The sequence below is a fragment of the Deinococcus fonticola genome (assembly GCF_004634215.1).
Classification (GTDB): Bacteria; Deinococcota; Deinococci; order Deinococcales; family Deinococcaceae; genus Deinococcus; species Deinococcus fonticola.
In genome coordinates, this window is record NZ_SMMH01000014.1 from 1 (window position 1) to 17,363 (window position 17,363).

Sequence of the window (17,363 nt, forward strand, 5' to 3'; positions counted from 1 at the left end):
GGTGGGATCCATCGCGGCGGCCGTGAAGGTGATTGCGGCGGTGAGGGTGGTCTTGCCGTGGTCGACGTGACCGATCGTGCCGACGTTCACGTGGGGCTTGTTCCGCTCAAACGTTCCTTTTGCCATGTTCTTACTCCCTCCAAGAGGTGGCCCAGCACTCATCAGGTGTGACACACAAAAATGGCCCTTTGTTCGGGTCTCCCCCGCGCATACCGCAGGGTTCTGATGGTGTGAAACCACATTGGGTTGATTCTCGCCAGGGCAGTGTCCCGCCATGCTGGCACGTTGCGCTGAGTTCAGCCGTGAGAGGGAAGTCCTCGGCGCACCGACTTACAAAGGTACAGCATTTGGCTTATGGACTCAAGTCAACGCACGGTCAGGGGCAGGGACAGAAAATGCAACTGCCCGTCACCGGGCAGGTAACGAGCAAAAGTGTTCGGCTATTTGGGACAATTCGGCATTGATTCTCACATGGCTATCTATGCGTATCGATCCATGACATCTGATTTATAGTGCTCACCATGTTGCGCGTTGCCGTCTTAGCTGTCTTCCTGTTTGCTTCTGTAGTCAACGCTCAAGAAAGCTGGCTCAAGATCGCAACGAAGACGCTTAGCCAAACCAGGGTGCAAGTCAATGTGCAGACCAACCTTCCTGACGGGGCCTGGCTGGGAGCGCAATTTATTCACTCGCAACAAAAGCCTAACGACCCAGCCCTGGATAGCATATTGGAAAGGCAAAAGGTGAAGGCTGGGAAGGCGATTTTTGTACTTGATATGGACAAATCGACTTCAACCATGCCCAGCGGGAAATGGCAAATTACAGTCTTCTACTCTCCGCTTTGGAGGGAAAATCAGGTTGTCCACGAGAAGTACCAGCTTACTTACAGAAAGCAAAGTAAAGAGCTTTTTCTGAAAGCGCACGGGATCGATTATAAATATTGGCTTAGCGCGAGAGCGCGTGGTCATCAGTTCTTCACCGAAATCAACAACGGCAATATAAACTCTTATAAAGCTTTTTTACGGTTGTGGGACTTAAACCGAATGTCTAAAGAATACGGGCCGTACACTAAATTTAATCCGAATAAAGGCAATGCTGAAGCTGCTGCCATCTACTATTTTCAATACTTAGACATGCAGTTTGCCGTAAATAAAGAGGGTCAGTTAATCAATATGGGTTCAGGTAGGGTACTTTCCTCGAAATAGCTCTGAAGTTAACCTTAACCCCGCAGCAACTTCACCGCCCGCACCACGTCTTGCGGAGTAATTTTCTCGCCGGGGTGGGCGCGGCAGCCCGAGGCGTACTGTTCGAGCAGAAGTTCTCCAGCGGCGTCGAGGGCGCTTCTGGTGCCCGAAAGCTGCGTGAGGATGTCCTGACACTCGCGGCCTTCTTCGATCATGCGCTGCAGGCCGCGCACCTGCCCTTCGATGCGGCGCAGGCGTTTGAGGATTTTCGTGTCGGTTTCGCTGAGGGGTGGATTGGCTGTGCTGGTGGGGTTGGTCATGGGGTTTCCTTTGCCTGGCGTTGCAGGGTCAGCAGTTGAGCGCGGGTGAGGGGGCCGAGGTGCCGGGCGGTCACCTGGCCCTTTGAATTGATGACAAGAGTAGTCGGAAATCCGGTGACGTGAAGTGCGGAAGTCACGTGTTCTCCCCCCAGCCACACCCCGTCGGAGCGGCCATTCAGGAACTTTCGGACGGTCTCCGGGGGCTCACCGACGTTCAGCAAGATGAGGTGGGAGTCGTTCCGCGCCTCGGCGATGAGCAGGGGCAGTTCGCTGCGGCACGGGCCGCACCAGGTGGCCCACAGGTTCACGACAGCAGGGCGCGGGAGTTCAGCGGGCCGGCCATCCAGGCGCGTGAATCGCACGTCCGGAAAGGTGGCGTCGGTGGCAGCAGGTTTCAGGAGCAGTGGGGCAACGCCCATGGCGAGGGCAGGCACGGCAGCGCGCAGGGCCGCAGGCAGAAGCGAGGTGCGCACGATCTCTTTTCTGGGGATGCCGATCACCCTGGGCGTATCCGCCAGAGTTTCCACACGTTTCATGTCACGCCAAGTCTGCATCAGCAGGTAAAGCAGGCCCGCGCTCAGTCCAGGCAGCCAGGCCCAGTTGCCGCGCCGCAGATCAAGGATGTCCCACACGTTATCCAGGAAGGGGCGCGAGGCCGTCAGTCCAGGCAGGACGGCCCACAACCGCGCCACGGCGAGGGTGATGAGGGCCGTGGTCTGCGCCTGCGGAAATTTTGCCAGCCCCAGCCACGTGAACAGCCCGAGCAGGAGGCTGAGGTTCTGCCAGTTGAGGACGGCGGGGCCGAGGTTCATGCCGTCCGGGCCGAAGCCGATCACAGGCGCCTCACTGGGTGACGGGGTATCCGGCGGCCATCCAATCGTTCATGCCGCCACTGACGTTTTTCACGTCCTTGCCCGCTTTTTTCAGGAGTTCGCTGGCCTGGGCGCTGCGGTTGCCACTGCGGCAGATGACGTACACGAGTTTGTCGCCCGGGACTTCGCTGGCGCGGGCTGCCACCTCGTCCAGCGGGAGGTTCACAGCGCTGGCAATGTGGCCCTCCGCGAACTCCTGTGGAGTGCGGACATCAAGCACGGAGGCGCCCGAGTCCACGGCGGTTTTCAGGTCTTGCACGCTGACCGTGGGGTATGTGCCGGTCTGCTTGGGGGCGCAGGACATCAGCAGAAATCCGGCGACGGGGAGTAAAGCAGGGAGCGTCCTCATACCCCACGTTATACCCCCCCGGCCTAAGTTGACAGAATACCCAGGGGGGGTATAACCTACAGCGTATCGAAGGAGGAGTCCCTATGTTCTTCAAACGCTTTTACGATACCGATCTGGCGCAGGCGTCCTACATGGTGGGCTGCCAGAAAACCGGAGAATGCCTGGTGATCGACCCCATCCGCGACACCCGGCCTTACCTGAACGAAGCCGCCGCGCAGAAACTGAACATCACTCACGTGACCGAAACGCACATTCACGCCGATTACCTGTCCGGCAGCCGCGAACTGGCCGCCCAGACGGGCGCTCGCCTGCTGCTGTCCGACGAGGGCGATGCCGACTGGAAGTACGACCACTGGGAACACAGTGACGCCGAGAAGCTTCATCACGGCGACACCTTCAAGGTGGGCAACATCAAGGTAGAGGTGAAACATACCCCCGGCCATACCCCGGAGCACCTCAGTTTCCTGGTGACCGATACCCCCCGTGGGGATCAGCCCGTCATGTACTTCACCGGAGATTTCGTGTTCGTGGGGGATCTGGGCCGCCCGGATCTGTTAGATGAAGCAGCCGGCGGTGTGGACACCCGTTTCGTGGGTGCGACGCAGATGTTCGCCAGCCTGCGCGACCACTTCCTGACTGTGCCGGACTTCGTGCAGGTGTGGCCGGCCCACGGCAGCGGCAGCGCGTGCGGCAAGGCGCTGGGCGCGGTTCCCAGCACCACCGTGGGGTACGAGCGAGCACTGGCGTGGTGGGTGCCGTTCGTGGAGAAAGGCGACGAGCAGGGCTTCACCGCTGAACTGCTGAGCGGGCAGCCCGACGCACCCCTGTACTACGGGCGCATGAAGCAGCAGAACAAGCAAGGCCCCGCCCTGCTGGGCGACGTGGTTCCCCTGAAGGAACTGCCCGTGTCGGACGTGCTCGGCAAACTTCAAGGCGGCGCGAGATTGCTGGACACCCGGCAGAAAGAGGTGCACCAGGCCGCCGCCCCCGTGGGCAGTGTGAACATCCCAGCCGGGAACACCTTCGAGACCTGGAGTGGCTGGCTGCTCACGCCGGAGAAGGAACTGGTGCTGCTCTCCCCCGCCCAGGACGCCGAAACGCTGCGCCGCCGCCTGTGGATGGTGGGGTTGGACCACGTGAGCGGGTTTATTCAGACCGCCGACCACCTGCCCACCGAGGAGACCCGGCCCTTCCCCGCGCATGAACTGCCCCAGCACCAGGGCGCCCTGATTCTGGATGTTCGCAAGAAAACCGAGTACGACGAAGGTCACCTCCCCGGCGCCAGACAACTCCACGCGGGCCGCCTCCCCTGGAAACTGAACGAATTGCCGCGTGACCAGGAAATTGTCGTGCACTGTCAGGGCGGAGCACGCAGCGCCGCCGCCGCCAGCCTCCTGCGGGCCGAGGGGTTCAACGTCACCGAACTGGCAGGCGGGTACGAAGCCTGGGAGAAAGCGGGCCAGCCCCAGCCTGCCACTTCCTGATGTTCGGATTCCTGAAGAAACTGCTGGGCCTGCCGGACGGCGTGAGCCCGCAGGACGCGCAGGCGATGGTGAAAACCGGAAGCGCCCTGATTCTCGATGTGCGCACATCTGCTGAACGCCAGGCCGCGCACATTCCCGGCAGCCTGCACCTTTCCCTGGATGAACTGGGCCGCAACGCGGGCAAGCTGCCGAAGGACAAGACCATCATCTGCCAGTGCGCCAGCGGGATGAGGAGCGCCGCCGCTGCCAAACAACTTGCCGCACAGGGCTTCACCACCCTCAACCTCAAGGGCGGCCTCGGCGGCTGGCAAAGGGCCGGACTCCCCACGAAGTAAATGTGAATCGGCTGTTTCGGCAGTCAACCGACCAGCCGATTCAGCAAAAGCGTCCGCGCAAGCCCTTCCGAACGGCACGCCATACATAATGTCCCAAAGGAAAACCCATGTCTTACACGGATCTTTTTACGGCAGAACTGGAAAGCAAGGTGCGCGAGGGCGCAAAAGTTTACGACGTGCGCGAACGTGACGAGTACACGAGTGGGCATATTCCCGGCGCCGTGAATATTCCTCTGTCGGAGCTGGTCGGGCGCGAGGATGAAATTCAGTTCCCGGCGATCATCGTGTGTCAGGCCGGTGGACGCAGTGCGCGGGCGGCCACGCACCTGGCGGGTCAGGGCCGGACAGACATCATGAACCTGCTGGGCGGCACCGGCGCGTGGCTTCAGGAGGGCCGTGAAGTGAGGTCTGGCGAGCAACCTTGATCCTGGCGTGGATGGGCGCGGCCCTGATCGGGCTGAGCCTGGGCTTACTGGGTTCCGGCGGCAGCATTCTGACGGTGCCTGTGCTCGTTTACCTGGTGGGCGAGGAAACCAAGCTAGCCATCACGGAGAGCCTGGCCATCGTGGGCAGCATCAGCCTGTTCGGAATGCTGCCCTACGCCCGGAAGGGGTTGGTGAACTGGCCACGCTTCGCGTGGTTTGGTGTGCCCGGCCTGCTGGGCACCACCCTGGGAGCCAGCCTGAGCCAGCACATGACCGGCAGCCTTCAGCTCACGATTTTTGCCGTGGTTATGCTGCTGGCTGCGTTCATGATGTTTCGCCCGGGCGCGAAGGAACAGCCTGAGCCGGGCCACTGCTCTCCCGGCTTCACGGCCCTTCAAGGTCTGGGCGTGGGCCTGCTGACGGGCGTGGTGGGCGTCGGTGGGGGCTTTCTGATCATTCCGGCGCTGGTGCTGCTGGGCAAACTGCCCATGAAGTACGCCGTCGGCACCAGCCTGGCCATCATTACCCTGAACAGTTACTCCGGGTTCGCCAAGCACGTCGCGCAAGCGCAGGGGCCGCTGCATTGGCCCCTCATCCTGATTTTCGCGGCGATTGGTATAGCCGGCAGCTGGCTGGGGTCGCGGCTCGGACAGAAGGTCAGCAACACGGCCCTGCGCAAAGGTTTTGCGGCGTTTCTGGTGGTCATGGGCGCTTACGTGCTGGGCATGAACGCCCCGAAGATCCTGCATTCCCCGTCAGTTCACCAACCGGCGCCCACCATTTCGTCGACAATGAACCGGTGACCGATTTCCTGCACTTCCTGCAAGCCCCCTGGCCCTGGTGGGTGGGCGGCCCGCTGATCGGGCTGACTGTGCCGCTGCTGCTCTGGCTGGGCAACAAGTCGTTCGGAATTTCCAGCAACCTGCGGCACCTGTGCGCCGCCGTGCTGCCGACCACCCGTCAACCCCGCCTGTTCGCTTACGACTGGCGCGCCGAACGCTGGAACCTGATGTTCGCCGCCGGGCTGGTGCTGGGGGGTTTCCTGGCGGGCGTGGTCTTTGCCAACCCGCACCCCGTGAACCTGAGTCCGGCAGCGCTGAGCACCCTGAACGGCCTGGGCGTCAACGTGACGCCGGGCCTGGTGCCGTCTCAGGTGGGCGACCTTCACCGGCCCGCCGCGGGGGCTTTGCTGGCCCTGTCGGGGCTGCTGATCGGGTTCGGCACGCGTTACGGTGGCGGATGCACCAGCGGGCACGCCATAACCGGCCTGAGTACCCTGCAACTACCCAGCCTGATCGCCACAGCGTCCTTCTTCGGGGCCGGGATTTTCAGCGCAAATGTCCTGCTGCCCCTCTTCCTGAGGTGGCTGACATGACCCGCTCCAGTGCCGCTGCCCAGACGCCCGCCCTGGCCGACACGCGGGCGGTCACCGGCCTGCTGGTGTACCTGCTGGTCGGCGTCTACTTCGGTGTTGTCCTGGTGAAATCCGAGGCAGCCAGCTGGTACCGCCTTCAGGAAATGTTCCGCTTTCAGTCGTTTCACATGTATGGCCTGCTGGGCAGCGCCATTGCCACCGGACTCGTGACCACCGCCCTGCTGCGCCGCTACGGGCACACCCGTGACGGTCAGGCGCTGCACATTCCGCAGAAGGAAAAAGGCTGGAAACGTTATGTACTGGGCGGCATCTGCTTTGGCCTGGGCTGGGGATTGACCGGGCTGTGCCCCGGCCCCATCTTCATCCTGCTGGGCGCAGGTATCTGGCCCATCCTGATCGTGTTCCTGTTCGCGCTGATCGGAACTTACCTGTACGGGGTGCTGCAACCGAGGCTCCCCCACTGAAGCAGGGACGTGGTTCAGCCTCATGCGTTAAGGCAAATTCCACCCGCCACCGCCCGCACCAGCGTACCCTGAAGCATGAGCGACATCCTGACCTGCCAGAAGTGCGAAACGAAAAACCGCGTCACCAACCCGCCCGCAGGTCAGGTGCCGGTCTGCGCCAGGTGCGGCGCTCCCCTGCCCTGGCTGCATGACGGCACCGACGCCAGTTTCGCGGAGGACACCAGGGCCGGCGTCCCGGTCATCGTGGATTTCTGGGCCCCCTGGTGTGGCCCCTGCCGGGTCATGGGGCCGATCCTGGAGCAGATCGCGAAGGATATGCCCGGTAAGGTTCGCATCGTGAAAGTGAACGTGGACGAGAACCCCCGTTCCCCGGCTCAGTTCGGCGTGCAGGGCATTCCCACGCTGGTGATGTTCAAGGACGGCGAAGCGGTGGATCAGATCGTGGGCGTGGTGCAAAAACCCCTGCTGGTCGAGCGGATCAGGCACTTACAGAATCTGGCGTGACCGCCCGTTCGTCCTGCTCTGGCGCTTCAAACTTCGTGATGAACAAGTCCAGTGCCGCGTCGTCGATTTCAAACGTTCCCGGCGTGAGGTTCCGGTTGCGTTCGGCCAGGCGCCGCCGCAATTCATGGCCTGGTACGTCGAAGTAAATCAGCCGCACTTCCGCGCCCACCGCTGCGGCCCGGACGCGGTAGTGTTCGCGTTCTGCACGAGTCCAGAACCCGTCGTCCAGCACGACATTCATCCCGGCTTTCAGGAGTTTTGCGGTCAACTCCCCTTGCAACTGCCGGATAACCGCCAGCCGCTCATCGAACACCTCGCGGGGCATGTGTTGACCGAACAGCGGCACCATCCAGTCGTCGGAGCTGAGGCGTAGGCTGCCGCGTTCCTCCAGTCGGCGGGCGTAAGTGGTCTTCCCGCTGCCCGTCAGGCCGCACAGCAGCGTCAGGGTGGTCATTTCCGGCGGGTGTAGTTCACGACGTCCCGGTCGAAGGCGCCGATCAGCATGACGATGCCCAGCAGGGTACCGAAGGGGAACAGCAGCAGGCTGAACACAGCGATCACGATGGCCGAGACGCGGCCCCAGTGTTTGCCTTCCAGCAGGGCGCGCCGGGTGTTGTAGAGCCACAGGATCAGGGCCATGGTCAGGATCAGGGAGATCCACAGCACAGCCTGAACCGTCTGCGGCGGCAGGGGCGGCAGGGTGGTGCCGGTGAGCTTGCCATACTCGGCCAGCGTGGCGTTCAGGTCGTTGCCCATGAAAGGGGTCATCAGCAGAGACAGGCACTGCGTGAACAGGCTGATCAGCAGGGGAACGGTCAGGAAAGCCAGTTTAGGCGGTCTGGGCTGGGTGGGGGGTTGCGTGGGGTGCGGAGTGGGGGCAGTCATTGCTGTCAGGTTAGCGTGCCGGTCAGGTTCTTTTCTCGTAGAGGGTGAAGGTGTCCGCCTGGCCCAGGGCAGGCAGCGTCATCTGAAATTGCCGCAGGGGCGTGAAACCCTGCTTGCGGTAAAACGCCTGAATACCAGCGTTGCGGCTGTAGGCATCGAACCGCAGCCACGGCGCCCCGGCCTCACGCGCCACGCGCTCGACTTCGCGCAGGCAGTGGGCGCCCAGCCCACGCCCCTGAATGTTCGGGTAGACGGCGAGGCGGTGCAGGTAAGCGGCGGACGCCTGCGGCTGCGTGAACCACTGCGCCTGATATTCCGCCGGCAGATCATAGTCCAGCGTGAAGGTGGCCATGAGTTCACCGTTCTCCTCCAGCACCCACACGAACCCCGCCGCAGCCTGCGCCTGAATGAGTTCCAGCGGATAGGCCACAGCCCAGTTGCGTAGACCGAGGCGCTGCTCGATGTCACGCCCGCACGCCTGCAAAAGTGCACTGACCTGCTCCGCTTCGCTGGCGGTGGCCCGGCGCACGGATTTCAGAGTTGACATGGGCTCATGCTACGAGAAACAGGCCAACAGAAAAGAGAAAACCCGCCACGGTGGGCGGGCTTCTCTTTCGGTTTGACCGGTTGACTTCCTTACTTCCCGTGCAAGTCATGCGTAACGGATGACTTGCACTTTTCCCACTCCCTCCGCTCGGTTTGCACCTGCGGGGCAAATGGAATTACTTCTTCATCAGCTGCTGCGCGAGGTTGTTCGGCACCTGGGTGTAGTGGTCGAAGAACATCGAGTAGCTGGCGCGGCCCTGGGTCATGGAGCGCATGTCGGTGGCGTACCCGAACATTTCGCTGAGGGGCACGAAGGCCTTGACGATCTGGGCGTTGCCACGGGCTTCCATGCCCTGAATCTGACCACGGCGGCTGTTCAGGTCACCGATGATGTCGCCCATGTAGTCCTCGGGGGTGGTGACTTCGACGCGCATGACGGGTTCCAGGATGGCCGGAGCGCCCTTCTGCACGGCTTCCTTGAGGGCCATGCTGCCGGCGATCTTGAACGCCATTTCGCTACTATCGACTTCGTGGTACGAGCCGTCGTACAGGGTGACTTTCAGGTCGACCACCGGGAAGCCCAGCATGGGGCCGCTCTGCATGGCTTCCTCGATGCCCTTCTGAGCGGGGGCGATGTACTCGCGGGGCACGGTGCCGCCCACCACGGCGTTCTCGAACACGAAGCCGGTGCCGGCTTCCAGCGGCTCGGCCTTGATCTTCACGTGGCCGTACTGACCGCGACCACCGGACTGACGGGCGAACTTGCTGTCCACGTCCACGGCCTTGGTGATGGTTTCACGGTAGGCCACCTGGGGCGCACCCACGTTCGCGTCGACCTTGTACTCGCGCTTGAGGCGATCCACCAGGATTTCCAGGTGCAGTTCGCCCATCCCGGCGATGGTGGTCTGACCAGACTCCTGGTCGGTTTCCACCTTGAAGGTGGGGTCTTCTTCGGCCAGTTTCTGAAGGCCCACGCCCATCTTTTCCTGGTCGCCCTTGGTCTTGGGCTCGATGGCGAGCTTGATGACGGGTTCGGGAATGTCGATGCTTTCCAGCAGCACGCGGTCGTCGCCGTCGCCGATCAGGGTGTTGCCGGTGCCGGCGTCTTTCAGGCCGATCACGGCGCCGAGTTCCCCGGCCTTCAGTTCGGTGACTTCCTCGCGGCTGTTGGCGTGCATCTTCAGCAGTCGGCCCACGCGCTCGCGCTTCTCTTTGCTGGCGTTGTACACGTAGCTACCGCTGGTCAGCGTGCCGCTGTAGATGCGGACGAAGGTCAGGCGGCCCACGTAGGGGTCAGCCATGATCTTGAACGCCAGCGCGGCCAGCTTGCCTTCGGGGTCGGCGGGGTATTCCTGCTGCTCGCCTTCCTCGTCGGTGCCTTTAATGGCTTCCACGTCCAGCGGGCTGGGCAGGTAGTCGATCACGGCGTCGAGCAGCAGCTGCACGCCCTTGTTCTTCAGGGCGCTGCCGCACAGAACAGGGAAGATCTGCTTGGCGATGGTGCCTTTACGCAGCGCCGCCACGATCTCTTCGCGGGTGGGTTCCTCGCCTTCGAGGTACTTCTCCATCAGGGCTTCGTCGACTTCAGCGGCGGCCTCAATGAGCTGCTGGCGCATCTCGCCCACCTTGTCCATGTACTGTTCGGGCACCGGGCCGACGGTCACGTCCTTGCCGAGGTCGTCGTTGAAGGTGTGGGCTTCCATGCGCACGATGTCGATGATGCCCTTGAACTCGTTCTCTGCGCCCATGGGGTACTGGATCGGGGCAGGAATGGCGCCCAGGCGCTCGCGGATGTCGTTGATCACCAGGTCGAAGCTCGCGCCGGTCTTGTCCATCTTGTTGGAGAAGGCGATGCGGGGCACGCCGTAACGGTCGGCCTGACGCCACACCGTCTCGGACTGGGGCTCGACGCCCTGGCTGCTGTCGAAAACGGCGACGGCACCGTCAAGCACGCGCATGCTGCGTTCCACTTCAATGGTGAAGTCCACGTGACCGGGCGTGTCGATGATGTTGACGGTGTAGTCCTCTTCGGTGCCGGTGCGCGTCCAGTGGGCGGTCGTGGCGGCGGCGGTGATGGTGATGCCGCGTTCGCGCTCCTGCTCCATCCAGTCCATGGTGGCGGCGCCGTCGTGCACTTCACCGATGTTGCGGTTGCGGCCCGTGAAGAACAGGATACGCTCGGTGGTGGTGGTCTTCCCGGCGTCGATGTGCGCGGCAATTCCGATGTTACGGAAGTGGGTCAGGTACTGCTGGGATTTCGTGATGGTCATAGGACTCCTGCGATGTTAGGGGCAACGTGTCTCGTCACCGTCAGATGGGCTTACAAGAGTGCGGACAGCAGCTTGGGCCACTGTCCACCTTCTCAAACGGCCCGGTCAAGCCAGTAATTTAAGTCAGAATTACCACTTGTAGTGGGCGTAGGCGCGGTTGGCCTCGGCCATGCGCTCCACGTCGTCTTTCTTCTTGATGGCCCCGCCACGGCCCTGCGCGGCGTCCATGATCTCGCCCGCGAGGCGCTCGATGGCGGTGCGCTCGGGGCGGCCGCCCACGGCGGTCATCATCCAGCGCAGGGTCAGGCTCTGCTGACGGCGCGGGCCGACTTCCACCGGCACCTGGTAGGTGCTGCCGCCCACGCGGCGGCTGCGGACTTCCACGCGCGGCTTGACGTTGTCGTAAGCCTGCTTGAAGACCTTCAGGGGTTCCTGGCCGGTCTTGTCCTGCACCAGGCGCATGGCGCCGTAGAAAATGCGGCTGGCCAGGTTCTTCTTGCCGTCTTCCATGATGCGGTTGATCATTGCGCTGACCAGCACGTCCTGATAGACCAGGTCGGGCTGAACGGGGCGCACTTCTGCTGCGCGGCGACGTGCCATGTTGACTCCTTGAGATTCACAACGCCCGGAAAATCGTGGGCGTGAAAGATTCGGTTTAGCTGACCTGCTTCACTGGCATCACCTCTTGAGGGGGTTCACTCACCGCCCTTCGTGATGTCGGAGCGGGGTTACTTCTTCTTGGCGGCGGCGCCCGCTTTGGGCTTCTTGGTGCCGTACTTGCTGCGGCTCTTGTTGCGGTCTTTCACGCCCTGGGTGTCCAGGCTGCCGCGCACGATGTGGTAACGCACACCGGGAAGGTCTTTCACACGGCCACCGCGGATCAGCACGACGCTGTGCTCCTGGAGGTTGTGGCCTTCGCCGGGGATGTAGGCGGTCACTTCGAAGCCGCTCGAGAGGCGCACACGGGCGATCTTACGCAGCGCCGAGTTGGGCTTTTTCGGCGTGGTGGTCTTCACGACGGTGCAGACGCCACGGCGGAAGGGGCTGCCCTTCAGTGCGGGAACTTTGCTTTTCTTCTGGAGAACCGTGCGGCCCTTACGAAGCAGTTGCTGGGTGGTAGGCAAAACATCACTCCTGTTTCTTGGATTGCGCGCCAGACTGTGGCCTGACCGCGCTTGAGAGGCTGCTTACCGCCAGGTATGAAAACCGTGGGGAAGCAGCGCCGGGTTGACGGACGGGCAGGACTTTCTCCTGCCGTGAGGTGGTCACAAGACGCATGAAACGCTGTCAGCATCCACGTTCTCGCCTTGCCAGTGCCGAAGTGGTGCCTCAGGGCAACCCTGGCGAGAGGCCAACTTCCAACCTTTTCAGGATACACGCTCAGGAAAACAATGGCAACTGCCGTCGAGTACGCTGCTGGGGCGTCAGTTTGGGGCGTCAATAAGTCATCTGGCGGGTGCAGTTCGGGCGAACCGGCGGCTAACCTGCCTCATGACCACTCCTGAGAAAACGCGCTTGCTGGCGGCTTACGACGCCCAGTGCCGGGATGAAGCCGAGGTGCTCGCCGCCGACAGGTCTGACCGCTGCGGGCCACTGTGGCGGGCCTGGTACGGAAAGCGGGGGTTCGTGACCTACTGTTCGCTGGACGGCCTGGATGGGCAGGCGCTGGATAACCTGATCGCGCAGACGGTGGCTGACTTCGCCGCCGATCCTGAAATTCAGTCCTTCGAATGGAAGACCCGTGGGCACGACCAGCCGGCCGACCTGCCCGAACGGCTGCTGAGACACGGGTTTCAGGCCGATGAGCAGGAAACGGTGATGGTGGGAGACGCGGCTCTCCTGGCGCAGGACATCGCCTTGCCGGAGGGGGTGACGGTGCGCCGCATCGACAACGTGCCCGACCCCTACCCCGAGATGGTCAGGGCCGCCGACGCGCAGGCCAGGGCCTTCGGTTTTCCTTTCGGCGTGGAGGATTTCATGCGCCGCCTCGAAAAGAAGCCGGGCCTGGTAGAAATCTGGGTGGCCGAAACCCCCGACGAGGTGGTCTGCACCGGACGCCTGGAAGCCGTGCCGGACAGCGAATTTGCCGGCCTGTGGGGTGGGGGCACGGTGCCGGAGTGGCACGGCAAAGGTATTTACCGCGCCCTCACCGCCGCGCGGGCCAGGTCGGCGCTGGCGCGGGGCCTGCGTTACCTGCAAAGCGACTGCACCGAATTTTCGCGGCCCATTCTGGAAAAAAGTGGGCTGCTGGCCGTGACCACCACCACGCCTTACCTCTGGAGGCGCTGAGGGCCGTTTTCCTCACATGCAGGCGCTAGCCTGGAGGAATGACCACTCAATCGGCCACCACCCAGTCCGAGGCTCTTTTTTCCCGCGCCAGGGCCGTCACACCCGGCGGGGTCAACAGCCCGGTGCGCGCCTTCAAGAGCGTGGGGGGCGTACCGCGCTTTATCGCCTCAGCTCAGGGCGCGTACCTGACGGATGTAGACGGCCACCGGTACGTGGACTACGTGGGGTCGTGGGGGCCGATGATCCTGGGGCACAACCACCCGGCGGTGCGGGAGGCGATTGCCGGGGCGCTGCTGACCGGAACGTCTTTCGGGGCGCCCGGCCCGCGTGAGGTCGAGCTGGCCGAACTGGTCACCGAGTTGACCGGCGCCGAGCGCGTGCGGTTCGTGAACAGCGGCACCGAGGCCACCATGAGCGCCCTGCGCCTGGCCCGCGGGGTCACAGGACGGAAGTTCATCGTGAAGTTCCGGGGCAATTACCACGGCCACGCCGACGGCCTGCTGGTGGAAGCCGGAAGCGGACTGCTGACGAACGCCGAGGGGCAACTGGGCGCGGCGGCCCCCAGCAGTGCGGGTGTGCCGGAGGAGTACGCGGCCCTGACCCTGGTCAGCGAGTACAACGACCCGGCGGCCCTTGACCGGTTGATAGCCGAGCGCGGTCACGAGATTGCCGCCGTCATTTTCGAGCCGGTGGTGGGGAATGCGGGCGTGCTGATTCCCACGCCGGCGTTCCTGGCCGCGCTCCACCGCGTGAAAGACGCCGGGGTGGTGCTGATCGCCGACGAGGTGATGACCGGCTTCCGCCTGAGCCTGAACGGCGCGACGGGCCTGCTGGGGCTACAACCCGACCTGCGCTGCTGGGGCAAGATCATCGGCGGGGGGCTGCCGGTGGGGGCTTACGGTGGGCGGGCCGACCTGATGGACTTCGTGTCCCCGCAAGGCCCGGTGTACCAGGCCGGAACCCTGAGCGGCAATCCCCTGGCGATGGCGGCGGGCCTGGCCACCCTGAAGGAACTGCGAGCGAATCCTGGCCTTTACACGCAACTGGAGACTTACACCGGGCAACTGGCAGAGGGCCTGAAAGCCAGCGCAAGGGCTGCCGGCCTTCCCCTCACGGTCAACCACATCGGCTCGATGCTCACGGCGTTTTTTATCGGCGCGCCAGACATTCGCACGTACACGCAGGCCGCACCCAGCGACACCAAAACTTTCGCGGCATGGTTTCAGGGATTGCTGGGCCGGGGGGTGTACTGGGCCCCCTCGCAGTTTGAGAGCATCTTCATCAGCGCCGCACACACCGACACCGAGTTGAATGCCACACTGGAAGCCGCACAAGCTGCATTTCAAGAGGTGAATTCATGACGCTGCTGACTGGTATTCCGGACGTGATCCGCGTCCTCAAAGAGAACAAGGTGATCGCCGTGGTGGGCTTTCACCGCGACACCATGAAACCTGCCCATTACGTCCCGGAGTACATGAGCCGCCAGGGGTACACCATCATTCCGGTGAACCCGTCGCTGGCGGCGCGCGGCGAGAGTTTCTTCGGGCACAAGGCCGTGTCCACCCTGGCAGAAATCAGCACGCCCGTGGACGTCGTGGAGGTGTTCCGCCGCAGCGACAAGGTGTACGACCACCTTCAGGACATCCTGAACATGCAGCCGCTGCCCAGGGTCGTGTGGTTGCAACTCGGCATCCGGGACGACAACGTGGCGCGTGAACTGACGGCGCGCGGCATCGACGTCATTCAGGACAGGTGCATGCTTGCCGACCACCGGGCCCTGCTGTAAAGAGCCGCGCTGTAAAGAAATGAACAGGGGGCGCCGCGCACGCTCCCCTGTTTCAGGCCGGCCCTTTTACCACAGCTCGTCGAGCAGCATGTAGTAGCGGATCTTATCCATATCGACTTTTTCCCTGCCGTAGTGATCCAGAAGCTGCTCGGCATACTCCACGCTCAGGTTATGCCGGGTGCTGCGGTACGCCAGCCCCAGGTCGGCGTGGCGGTCGGCAATTCCCAGCCGGCCCACATCGATGAGGCCCTCCAGCAATTCGCCGTTCACGATGAAGTTGGGCAGGCAGGGGTCGCCGTGTGTGACCACCAGGTCTTCCCAGACGGGCCTGGTCTTGACCAGTTCGTTGAAGACGCTGGTGGCCGTGCGCCCCTGACGCGCCTCGTCGAAGTCGCTTTCGTCGATCAGGCCGGCCTGCACTCGCTCGCGGGCCAGGTGCAGGGCCACGTTCAGGCTCATGTTGAAGGGGCAGTCGCGCAGGGGCAGGGCATGCAGTTCGCGCAGGGCGCGGGCCAGCAGGTTCACCAGGCGTTCGGGGTGCAGCAGGGCGTCCGGGTGGCTCAGGTCGATGCCGGGCAGGCGCGTCATGGCCAGGTATTCGTGCGTTGCGGTGGTGTCGTAGGCGACGACCTGCGGCGCGGGAAGGCGGCCCGCGAGCCAGCGCAGACGTTCGCGCTCCTGTTGCAGACTGACCCCCACTGCGCCTTGATGGCGCTGAATTTTGACGATGTGGCGGGTACTGCGCCACACCTGAGCGCCGCTGTGGCCGGTGTCGATCTGTTCCCAGCGGGCGGCGGGAAGCACGGCCCGCAGGCTGGCGGGCAGGTCGGGGGTGTTCATGCGGTTCAGGATAAGGAGGTTTCGTATTTTGCGCGTACACTGTCAGGAATGAAGGTTGGTTTACTGAATTCGGGGGCGGCGCGGCTGGGGGCCTACTGGGCCGCCTTCCTGCGTGAACTGGAGGTCGAGGTGGTGCCCGGCGCCATTACGGACGCGGAGGCGCTGGAAATCGGGGGGCAGAGTTTGCCGGGCGAGTCCCCGGTGGTGCAACTGGCGCTGGGCCGTATCCTGGCGCTGGGCCGGGTAGACGTGGTGCTGGTGCCGCAGTGGCCGGCGGTCAGTGGGGACGCCTGGAACGAGGCGTTCACGGATCTGTTGCCCCGGCGCATCAGTGGCCTGCCCACCCTGATTCCTGTGCCCGACGCGGGCGAGCAGGTAGAGGCGGTGGCCACCGAAGTGGGGCTGCGCCTGACGCGCAATGCCGGGCTGGTGCGCCGCGCCCTGGAACGCGCCCGCATTCTGCTGAACAGGAACAAGGGAGAGATGCCGGCCCTGAACCGCGCCTCGCAGGTGACGGTGGCGGTGATCGGGCCACGTGCCCTGCTGGGCGAGGACGTGCTGAGCGGCGGGCTGCGGCAGGCGCTGGAGGGGCTGGGCCTGCACGCCGTGTATGGCCCGGAGTTGCCGCTGGCCGAAACGTTGCAGCGCGCCGAGCGCCTGGAGAACGCCGCGAAACTCCCGGCGGGCGAGCGTGAGCTGTTCGGCAGCGCCTCGCTGCTGGCGGGCAAGAGTGCCGTGAAGGGCCTGATCTTCGCGCTGCCCCTGCACGACGGGGCCACGCGGGCGGCCCTGACGCGCATTGCCGGGAAAATGCACAAGCCCACGCTGCTGCTGGACGTGGCGGGCGGACAGGCGGATTTTCCGGAACTGGAGGCCTTCCGTGATCAGGTCACGCTGAGAACCTCCACGGTGGAGAGTGAAGCGTGAACTGGTGGCGCTGGTTGACGACACCCGACCCCAACCCCGGGTACACGACGGGCAAGTTGCTGAAACTGTTCGTGCGCGTGGCCGTTTTTGCAGTGCTGGCGACGCTGCTCAGTACGCTGCTGATGCCCACGCCGGTCGGGAAGTACCTGAACACCTGGTGGGGCAGCATGCTGCTGGTGCTGGTGCTGTACCTGCCGCTGATGCGCTTTCTGAGCGTCGACACTTTTGTTCCCCGGCGCTTCCAGGCGCCCCCCAGCACCAACGCTGCGGGCAAGACCGTGCCGTCCAGCACCGAGCGCCGCAAGGAGAAGAACCGCTACGCAGGTGTGCGTAAAGCCCCGCCGAAGTATGGTGGACGCCGCTGAGCCTGTGGGGATGAAAGCGGCATAAAAGTGCAAGGGCTGGCCAGCAATCTCCTGGGGCAGGCTCACGGCTTTCCTTGTGTCAGGGAAAACGGGACGACCACCGGCTGCTGAAAACAGAACGCTTCATGGGGCCGGCTGTCAGGATC

24 protein-coding genes are annotated in these 17,363 nt (G+C 63.5%); 13 read left to right on the forward strand and 11 right to left on the reverse strand.

The annotated features are described in order from the left end of the window. The coding region (locus E5Z01_RS09725) for a GTP-binding protein (protein WP_240738287.1) at positions 1-126 on the reverse strand (126 nt) is incomplete at its 3' end. Positions 127-521: 395 nt separating this feature from the next. Between E5Z01_RS09725 and E5Z01_RS09730 the strand changes: the two genes are divergently transcribed. After that, entirely contained in the window at positions 522-1,202 is a 681-nt protein-coding gene (locus E5Z01_RS09730) for a hypothetical protein (RefSeq protein ID WP_135229187.1), read from the forward strand. Positions 1,203-1,216: 14 nt separating this feature from the next. Here the strand turns inward: E5Z01_RS09730 and E5Z01_RS09735 are convergent, their stop codons facing one another. The 3 genes from E5Z01_RS09735 to E5Z01_RS09745 are packed head-to-tail and all read right to left on the reverse strand — an operon-like array spanning position 1,217 to position 2,722. Next, entirely contained in the window at positions 1,217-1,501 is a 285-nt protein-coding gene (locus E5Z01_RS09735; RefSeq protein ID WP_119763489.1) for a metal-sensitive transcriptional regulator, read from the reverse strand. After that, on the reverse strand, positions 1,498-2,337 hold the full coding sequence (locus E5Z01_RS09740; RefSeq protein ID WP_135229188.1) for a TlpA family protein disulfide reductase: 840 nt from the start codon (positions 2,335-2,337) through the stop codon (positions 1,498-1,500). The genes E5Z01_RS09735 and E5Z01_RS09740 overlap by 4 nt, the downstream gene beginning before the upstream one ends. Positions 2,338-2,344: 7 nt before the next feature. Further along, positions 2,345-2,722, reverse strand: a complete 378-nt coding sequence (locus E5Z01_RS09745) for a rhodanese-like domain-containing protein (protein WP_135229189.1) — start codon at positions 2,720-2,722, stop codon at positions 2,345-2,347. A gap of 83 nt (positions 2,723-2,805) precedes the next feature. On the opposite strand from E5Z01_RS09745, the gene E5Z01_RS09750 reads away from it, so the two are divergent. The 7 genes from E5Z01_RS09750 (at position 2,806) to trxA (ending at position 7,309) form a co-directional block, all read left to right on the forward strand. Then, entirely contained in the window at positions 2,806-4,206 is a 1,401-nt protein-coding gene (locus E5Z01_RS09750) for an MBL fold metallo-hydrolase (RefSeq protein WP_135229190.1), read from the forward strand. After that, positions 4,206-4,541, forward strand: a complete 336-nt coding sequence (locus E5Z01_RS09755; RefSeq protein ID WP_119763497.1) for a rhodanese-like domain-containing protein — start codon at positions 4,206-4,208, stop codon at positions 4,539-4,541. The genes E5Z01_RS09750 and E5Z01_RS09755 overlap by 1 nt, the downstream gene beginning before the upstream one ends. 107 nt (positions 4,542-4,648) lie before the next feature. Then, positions 4,649-4,966 (forward strand): rhodanese-like domain-containing protein, encoded by a 318-nt coding sequence (locus tag E5Z01_RS09760; protein ID WP_119763499.1) that lies wholly within the window; start codon positions 4,649-4,651, stop codon positions 4,964-4,966. Next, on the forward strand, positions 4,963-5,769 hold the full coding sequence (locus E5Z01_RS09765) for a sulfite exporter TauE/SafE family protein (RefSeq protein ID WP_135229191.1): 807 nt from the start codon (positions 4,963-4,965) through the stop codon (positions 5,767-5,769). The genes E5Z01_RS09760 and E5Z01_RS09765 overlap by 4 nt, the downstream gene beginning before the upstream one ends. Continuing rightward, on the forward strand, positions 5,766-6,341 hold the full coding sequence (locus E5Z01_RS09770; protein WP_135229192.1) for a YeeE/YedE family protein: 576 nt from the start codon (positions 5,766-5,768) through the stop codon (positions 6,339-6,341). Before E5Z01_RS09765 ends, E5Z01_RS09770 begins: the two co-directional genes overlap by 4 nt. Beyond that, the gene (locus E5Z01_RS09775) at positions 6,338-6,805 is read left to right on the forward strand and encodes a YeeE/YedE family protein (RefSeq protein ID WP_135229193.1); all 468 of its coding nucleotides are present in this window, start codon (positions 6,338-6,340) and stop codon (positions 6,803-6,805) included. Before E5Z01_RS09770 ends, E5Z01_RS09775 begins: the two co-directional genes overlap by 4 nt. Positions 6,806-6,880: 75 nt before the next feature. Continuing rightward, positions 6,881-7,309 (forward strand): thioredoxin, encoded by a 429-nt coding sequence (gene trxA, locus E5Z01_RS09780; RefSeq protein WP_135229194.1) that lies wholly within the window; start codon positions 6,881-6,883, stop codon positions 7,307-7,309. Here trxA and E5Z01_RS09785 read toward each other — a convergent pair. The 6 genes from E5Z01_RS09785 to rpsL form a co-directional block, all read right to left on the reverse strand. Then, a complete protein-coding gene (locus E5Z01_RS09785; RefSeq protein ID WP_135229195.1) occupies positions 7,284-7,763 on the reverse strand; it encodes a P-loop nucleotide/nucleoside kinase family protein in 480 nt (159 codons plus the stop codon). The two genes, trxA and E5Z01_RS09785, sit on opposite strands and share 26 nt — an antisense overlap. Further along, positions 7,760-8,194, reverse strand: a complete 435-nt coding sequence (locus E5Z01_RS09790) for a hypothetical protein (protein WP_135229196.1) — start codon at positions 8,192-8,194, stop codon at positions 7,760-7,762. The genes E5Z01_RS09785 and E5Z01_RS09790 overlap by 4 nt, the downstream gene beginning before the upstream one ends. Positions 8,195-8,216: 22 nt before the next feature. Then, the gene (locus E5Z01_RS09795; protein ID WP_135229197.1) at positions 8,217-8,741 is read right to left on the reverse strand and encodes a GNAT family N-acetyltransferase; all 525 of its coding nucleotides are present in this window, start codon (positions 8,739-8,741) and stop codon (positions 8,217-8,219) included. A 175-nt stretch (positions 8,742-8,916) separates the two neighbouring features. Next, a complete protein-coding gene (fusA, locus tag E5Z01_RS09800) occupies positions 8,917-11,010 on the reverse strand; it encodes an elongation factor G (RefSeq protein WP_135229198.1) in 2,094 nt (697 codons plus the stop codon). 129 nt (positions 11,011-11,139) lie between these two features. Next, a complete protein-coding gene (gene rpsG, locus E5Z01_RS09805; protein WP_135229199.1) occupies positions 11,140-11,610 on the reverse strand; it encodes a 30S ribosomal protein S7 in 471 nt (156 codons plus the stop codon). A gap of 128 nt (positions 11,611-11,738) precedes the next feature. Further along, positions 11,739-12,134: a 30S ribosomal protein S12 gene (gene rpsL, locus E5Z01_RS09810; RefSeq protein ID WP_119763521.1), complete on the reverse strand. Its 396-nt coding sequence runs from the start codon at positions 12,132-12,134 to the stop codon at positions 11,739-11,741. 367 nt (positions 12,135-12,501) lie between these two features. Here rpsL and E5Z01_RS09815 point away from each other — a divergent pair, with 367 nt between their 5' ends. From E5Z01_RS09815 to E5Z01_RS09825, 3 genes are read left to right on the forward strand one after another with little or no spacing between them, the layout of a single operon-like run. Further along, positions 12,502-13,299, forward strand: coding sequence for a GNAT family N-acetyltransferase (locus tag E5Z01_RS09815; protein ID WP_135229200.1), 798 nt, complete (start codon positions 12,502-12,504; stop codon positions 13,297-13,299). 38 nt (positions 13,300-13,337) lie between these two features. Beyond that, positions 13,338-14,660, forward strand: a complete 1,323-nt coding sequence (gene hemL / locus E5Z01_RS09820) for a glutamate-1-semialdehyde 2,1-aminomutase (protein ID WP_135229201.1) — start codon at positions 13,338-13,340, stop codon at positions 14,658-14,660. Beyond that, positions 14,657-15,085 (forward strand): CoA-binding protein, encoded by a 429-nt coding sequence (locus E5Z01_RS09825; RefSeq protein WP_119763527.1) that lies wholly within the window; start codon positions 14,657-14,659, stop codon positions 15,083-15,085. Before hemL ends, E5Z01_RS09825 begins: the two co-directional genes overlap by 4 nt. Positions 15,086-15,151: 66 nt before the next feature. On the opposite strand, the gene E5Z01_RS09830 is transcribed toward E5Z01_RS09825, so the two are convergent. Then, entirely contained in the window at positions 15,152-15,925 is a 774-nt protein-coding gene (locus E5Z01_RS09830; protein ID WP_135229202.1) for an APH(3') family aminoglycoside O-phosphotransferase, read from the reverse strand. A gap of 48 nt (positions 15,926-15,973) precedes the next feature. On the opposite strand from E5Z01_RS09830, the gene E5Z01_RS09835 reads away from it, so the two are divergent. Further along, positions 15,974-16,852 carry a hypothetical protein gene (locus E5Z01_RS09835; protein ID WP_135229203.1) on the forward strand — a complete coding sequence of 293 codons (879 nt, stop codon included), beginning with the start codon at positions 15,974-15,976 and terminating at the stop codon, positions 16,850-16,852. After that, the gene (locus E5Z01_RS09840; protein WP_135229204.1) at positions 16,849-17,217 is read left to right on the forward strand and encodes a hypothetical protein; all 369 of its coding nucleotides are present in this window, start codon (positions 16,849-16,851) and stop codon (positions 17,215-17,217) included. The genes E5Z01_RS09835 and E5Z01_RS09840 overlap by 4 nt, the downstream gene beginning before the upstream one ends. Positions 17,218-17,363: the final 146 nt, after the last annotated feature.

Bases quoted from the DNA above. Each gene is read 5' to 3' on its own strand.
- E5Z01_RS09825 (WP_119763527.1), top strand. From the start codon at position 14,657: ATGACGCTGCTGACTGGTATTCCGGACGTGATCCGCGTCCTCAAAGAG.
- E5Z01_RS09815 (WP_135229200.1), top strand. From the start codon at position 12,502: ATGACCACTCCTGAGAAAACGCGCTTGCTGGCGGCTTACGACGCCCAG.
- fusA (WP_135229198.1), bottom strand. From the start codon at position 11,010: ATGACCATCACGAAATCCCAGCAGTACCTGACCCACTTCCGTAACATC.
- E5Z01_RS09730 (WP_135229187.1), top strand. From the start codon at position 522: ATGTTGCGCGTTGCCGTCTTAGCTGTCTTCCTGTTTGCTTCTGTAGTC.
- E5Z01_RS09830 (WP_135229202.1), bottom strand. From the start codon at position 15,925: ATGAACACCCCCGACCTGCCCGCCAGCCTGCGGGCCGTGCTTCCCGCC.
- E5Z01_RS09835 (WP_135229203.1), top strand. From the start codon at position 15,974: ATGAAGGTTGGTTTACTGAATTCGGGGGCGGCGCGGCTGGGGGCCTAC.
- E5Z01_RS09750 (WP_135229190.1), top strand. From the start codon at position 2,806: ATGTTCTTCAAACGCTTTTACGATACCGATCTGGCGCAGGCGTCCTAC.
- hemL (WP_135229201.1), top strand. From the start codon at position 13,338: ATGACCACTCAATCGGCCACCACCCAGTCCGAGGCTCTTTTTTCCCGC.
- trxA (WP_135229194.1), top strand. From the start codon at position 6,881: ATGAGCGACATCCTGACCTGCCAGAAGTGCGAAACGAAAAACCGCGTC.
- E5Z01_RS09760 (WP_119763499.1), top strand. From the start codon at position 4,649: ATGTCTTACACGGATCTTTTTACGGCAGAACTGGAAAGCAAGGTGCGC.
- E5Z01_RS09790 (WP_135229196.1), bottom strand. From the start codon at position 8,194: ATGACTGCCCCCACTCCGCACCCCACGCAACCCCCCACCCAGCCCAGA.
- E5Z01_RS09745 (WP_135229189.1), bottom strand. From the start codon at position 2,722: ATGAGGACGCTCCCTGCTTTACTCCCCGTCGCCGGATTTCTGCTGATG.
- E5Z01_RS09735 (WP_119763489.1), bottom strand. From the start codon at position 1,501: ATGACCAACCCCACCAGCACAGCCAATCCACCCCTCAGCGAAACCGAC.
- E5Z01_RS09755 (WP_119763497.1), top strand. From the start codon at position 4,206: ATGTTCGGATTCCTGAAGAAACTGCTGGGCCTGCCGGACGGCGTGAGC.
- rpsG (WP_135229199.1), bottom strand. From the start codon at position 11,610: ATGGCACGTCGCCGCGCAGCAGAAGTGCGCCCCGTTCAGCCCGACCTG.
- E5Z01_RS09795 (WP_135229197.1), bottom strand. From the start codon at position 8,741: ATGTCAACTCTGAAATCCGTGCGCCGGGCCACCGCCAGCGAAGCGGAG.
- E5Z01_RS09775 (WP_135229193.1), top strand. From the start codon at position 6,338: ATGACCCGCTCCAGTGCCGCTGCCCAGACGCCCGCCCTGGCCGACACG.
- E5Z01_RS09785 (WP_135229195.1), bottom strand. From the start codon at position 7,763: ATGACCACCCTGACGCTGCTGTGCGGCCTGACGGGCAGCGGGAAGACC.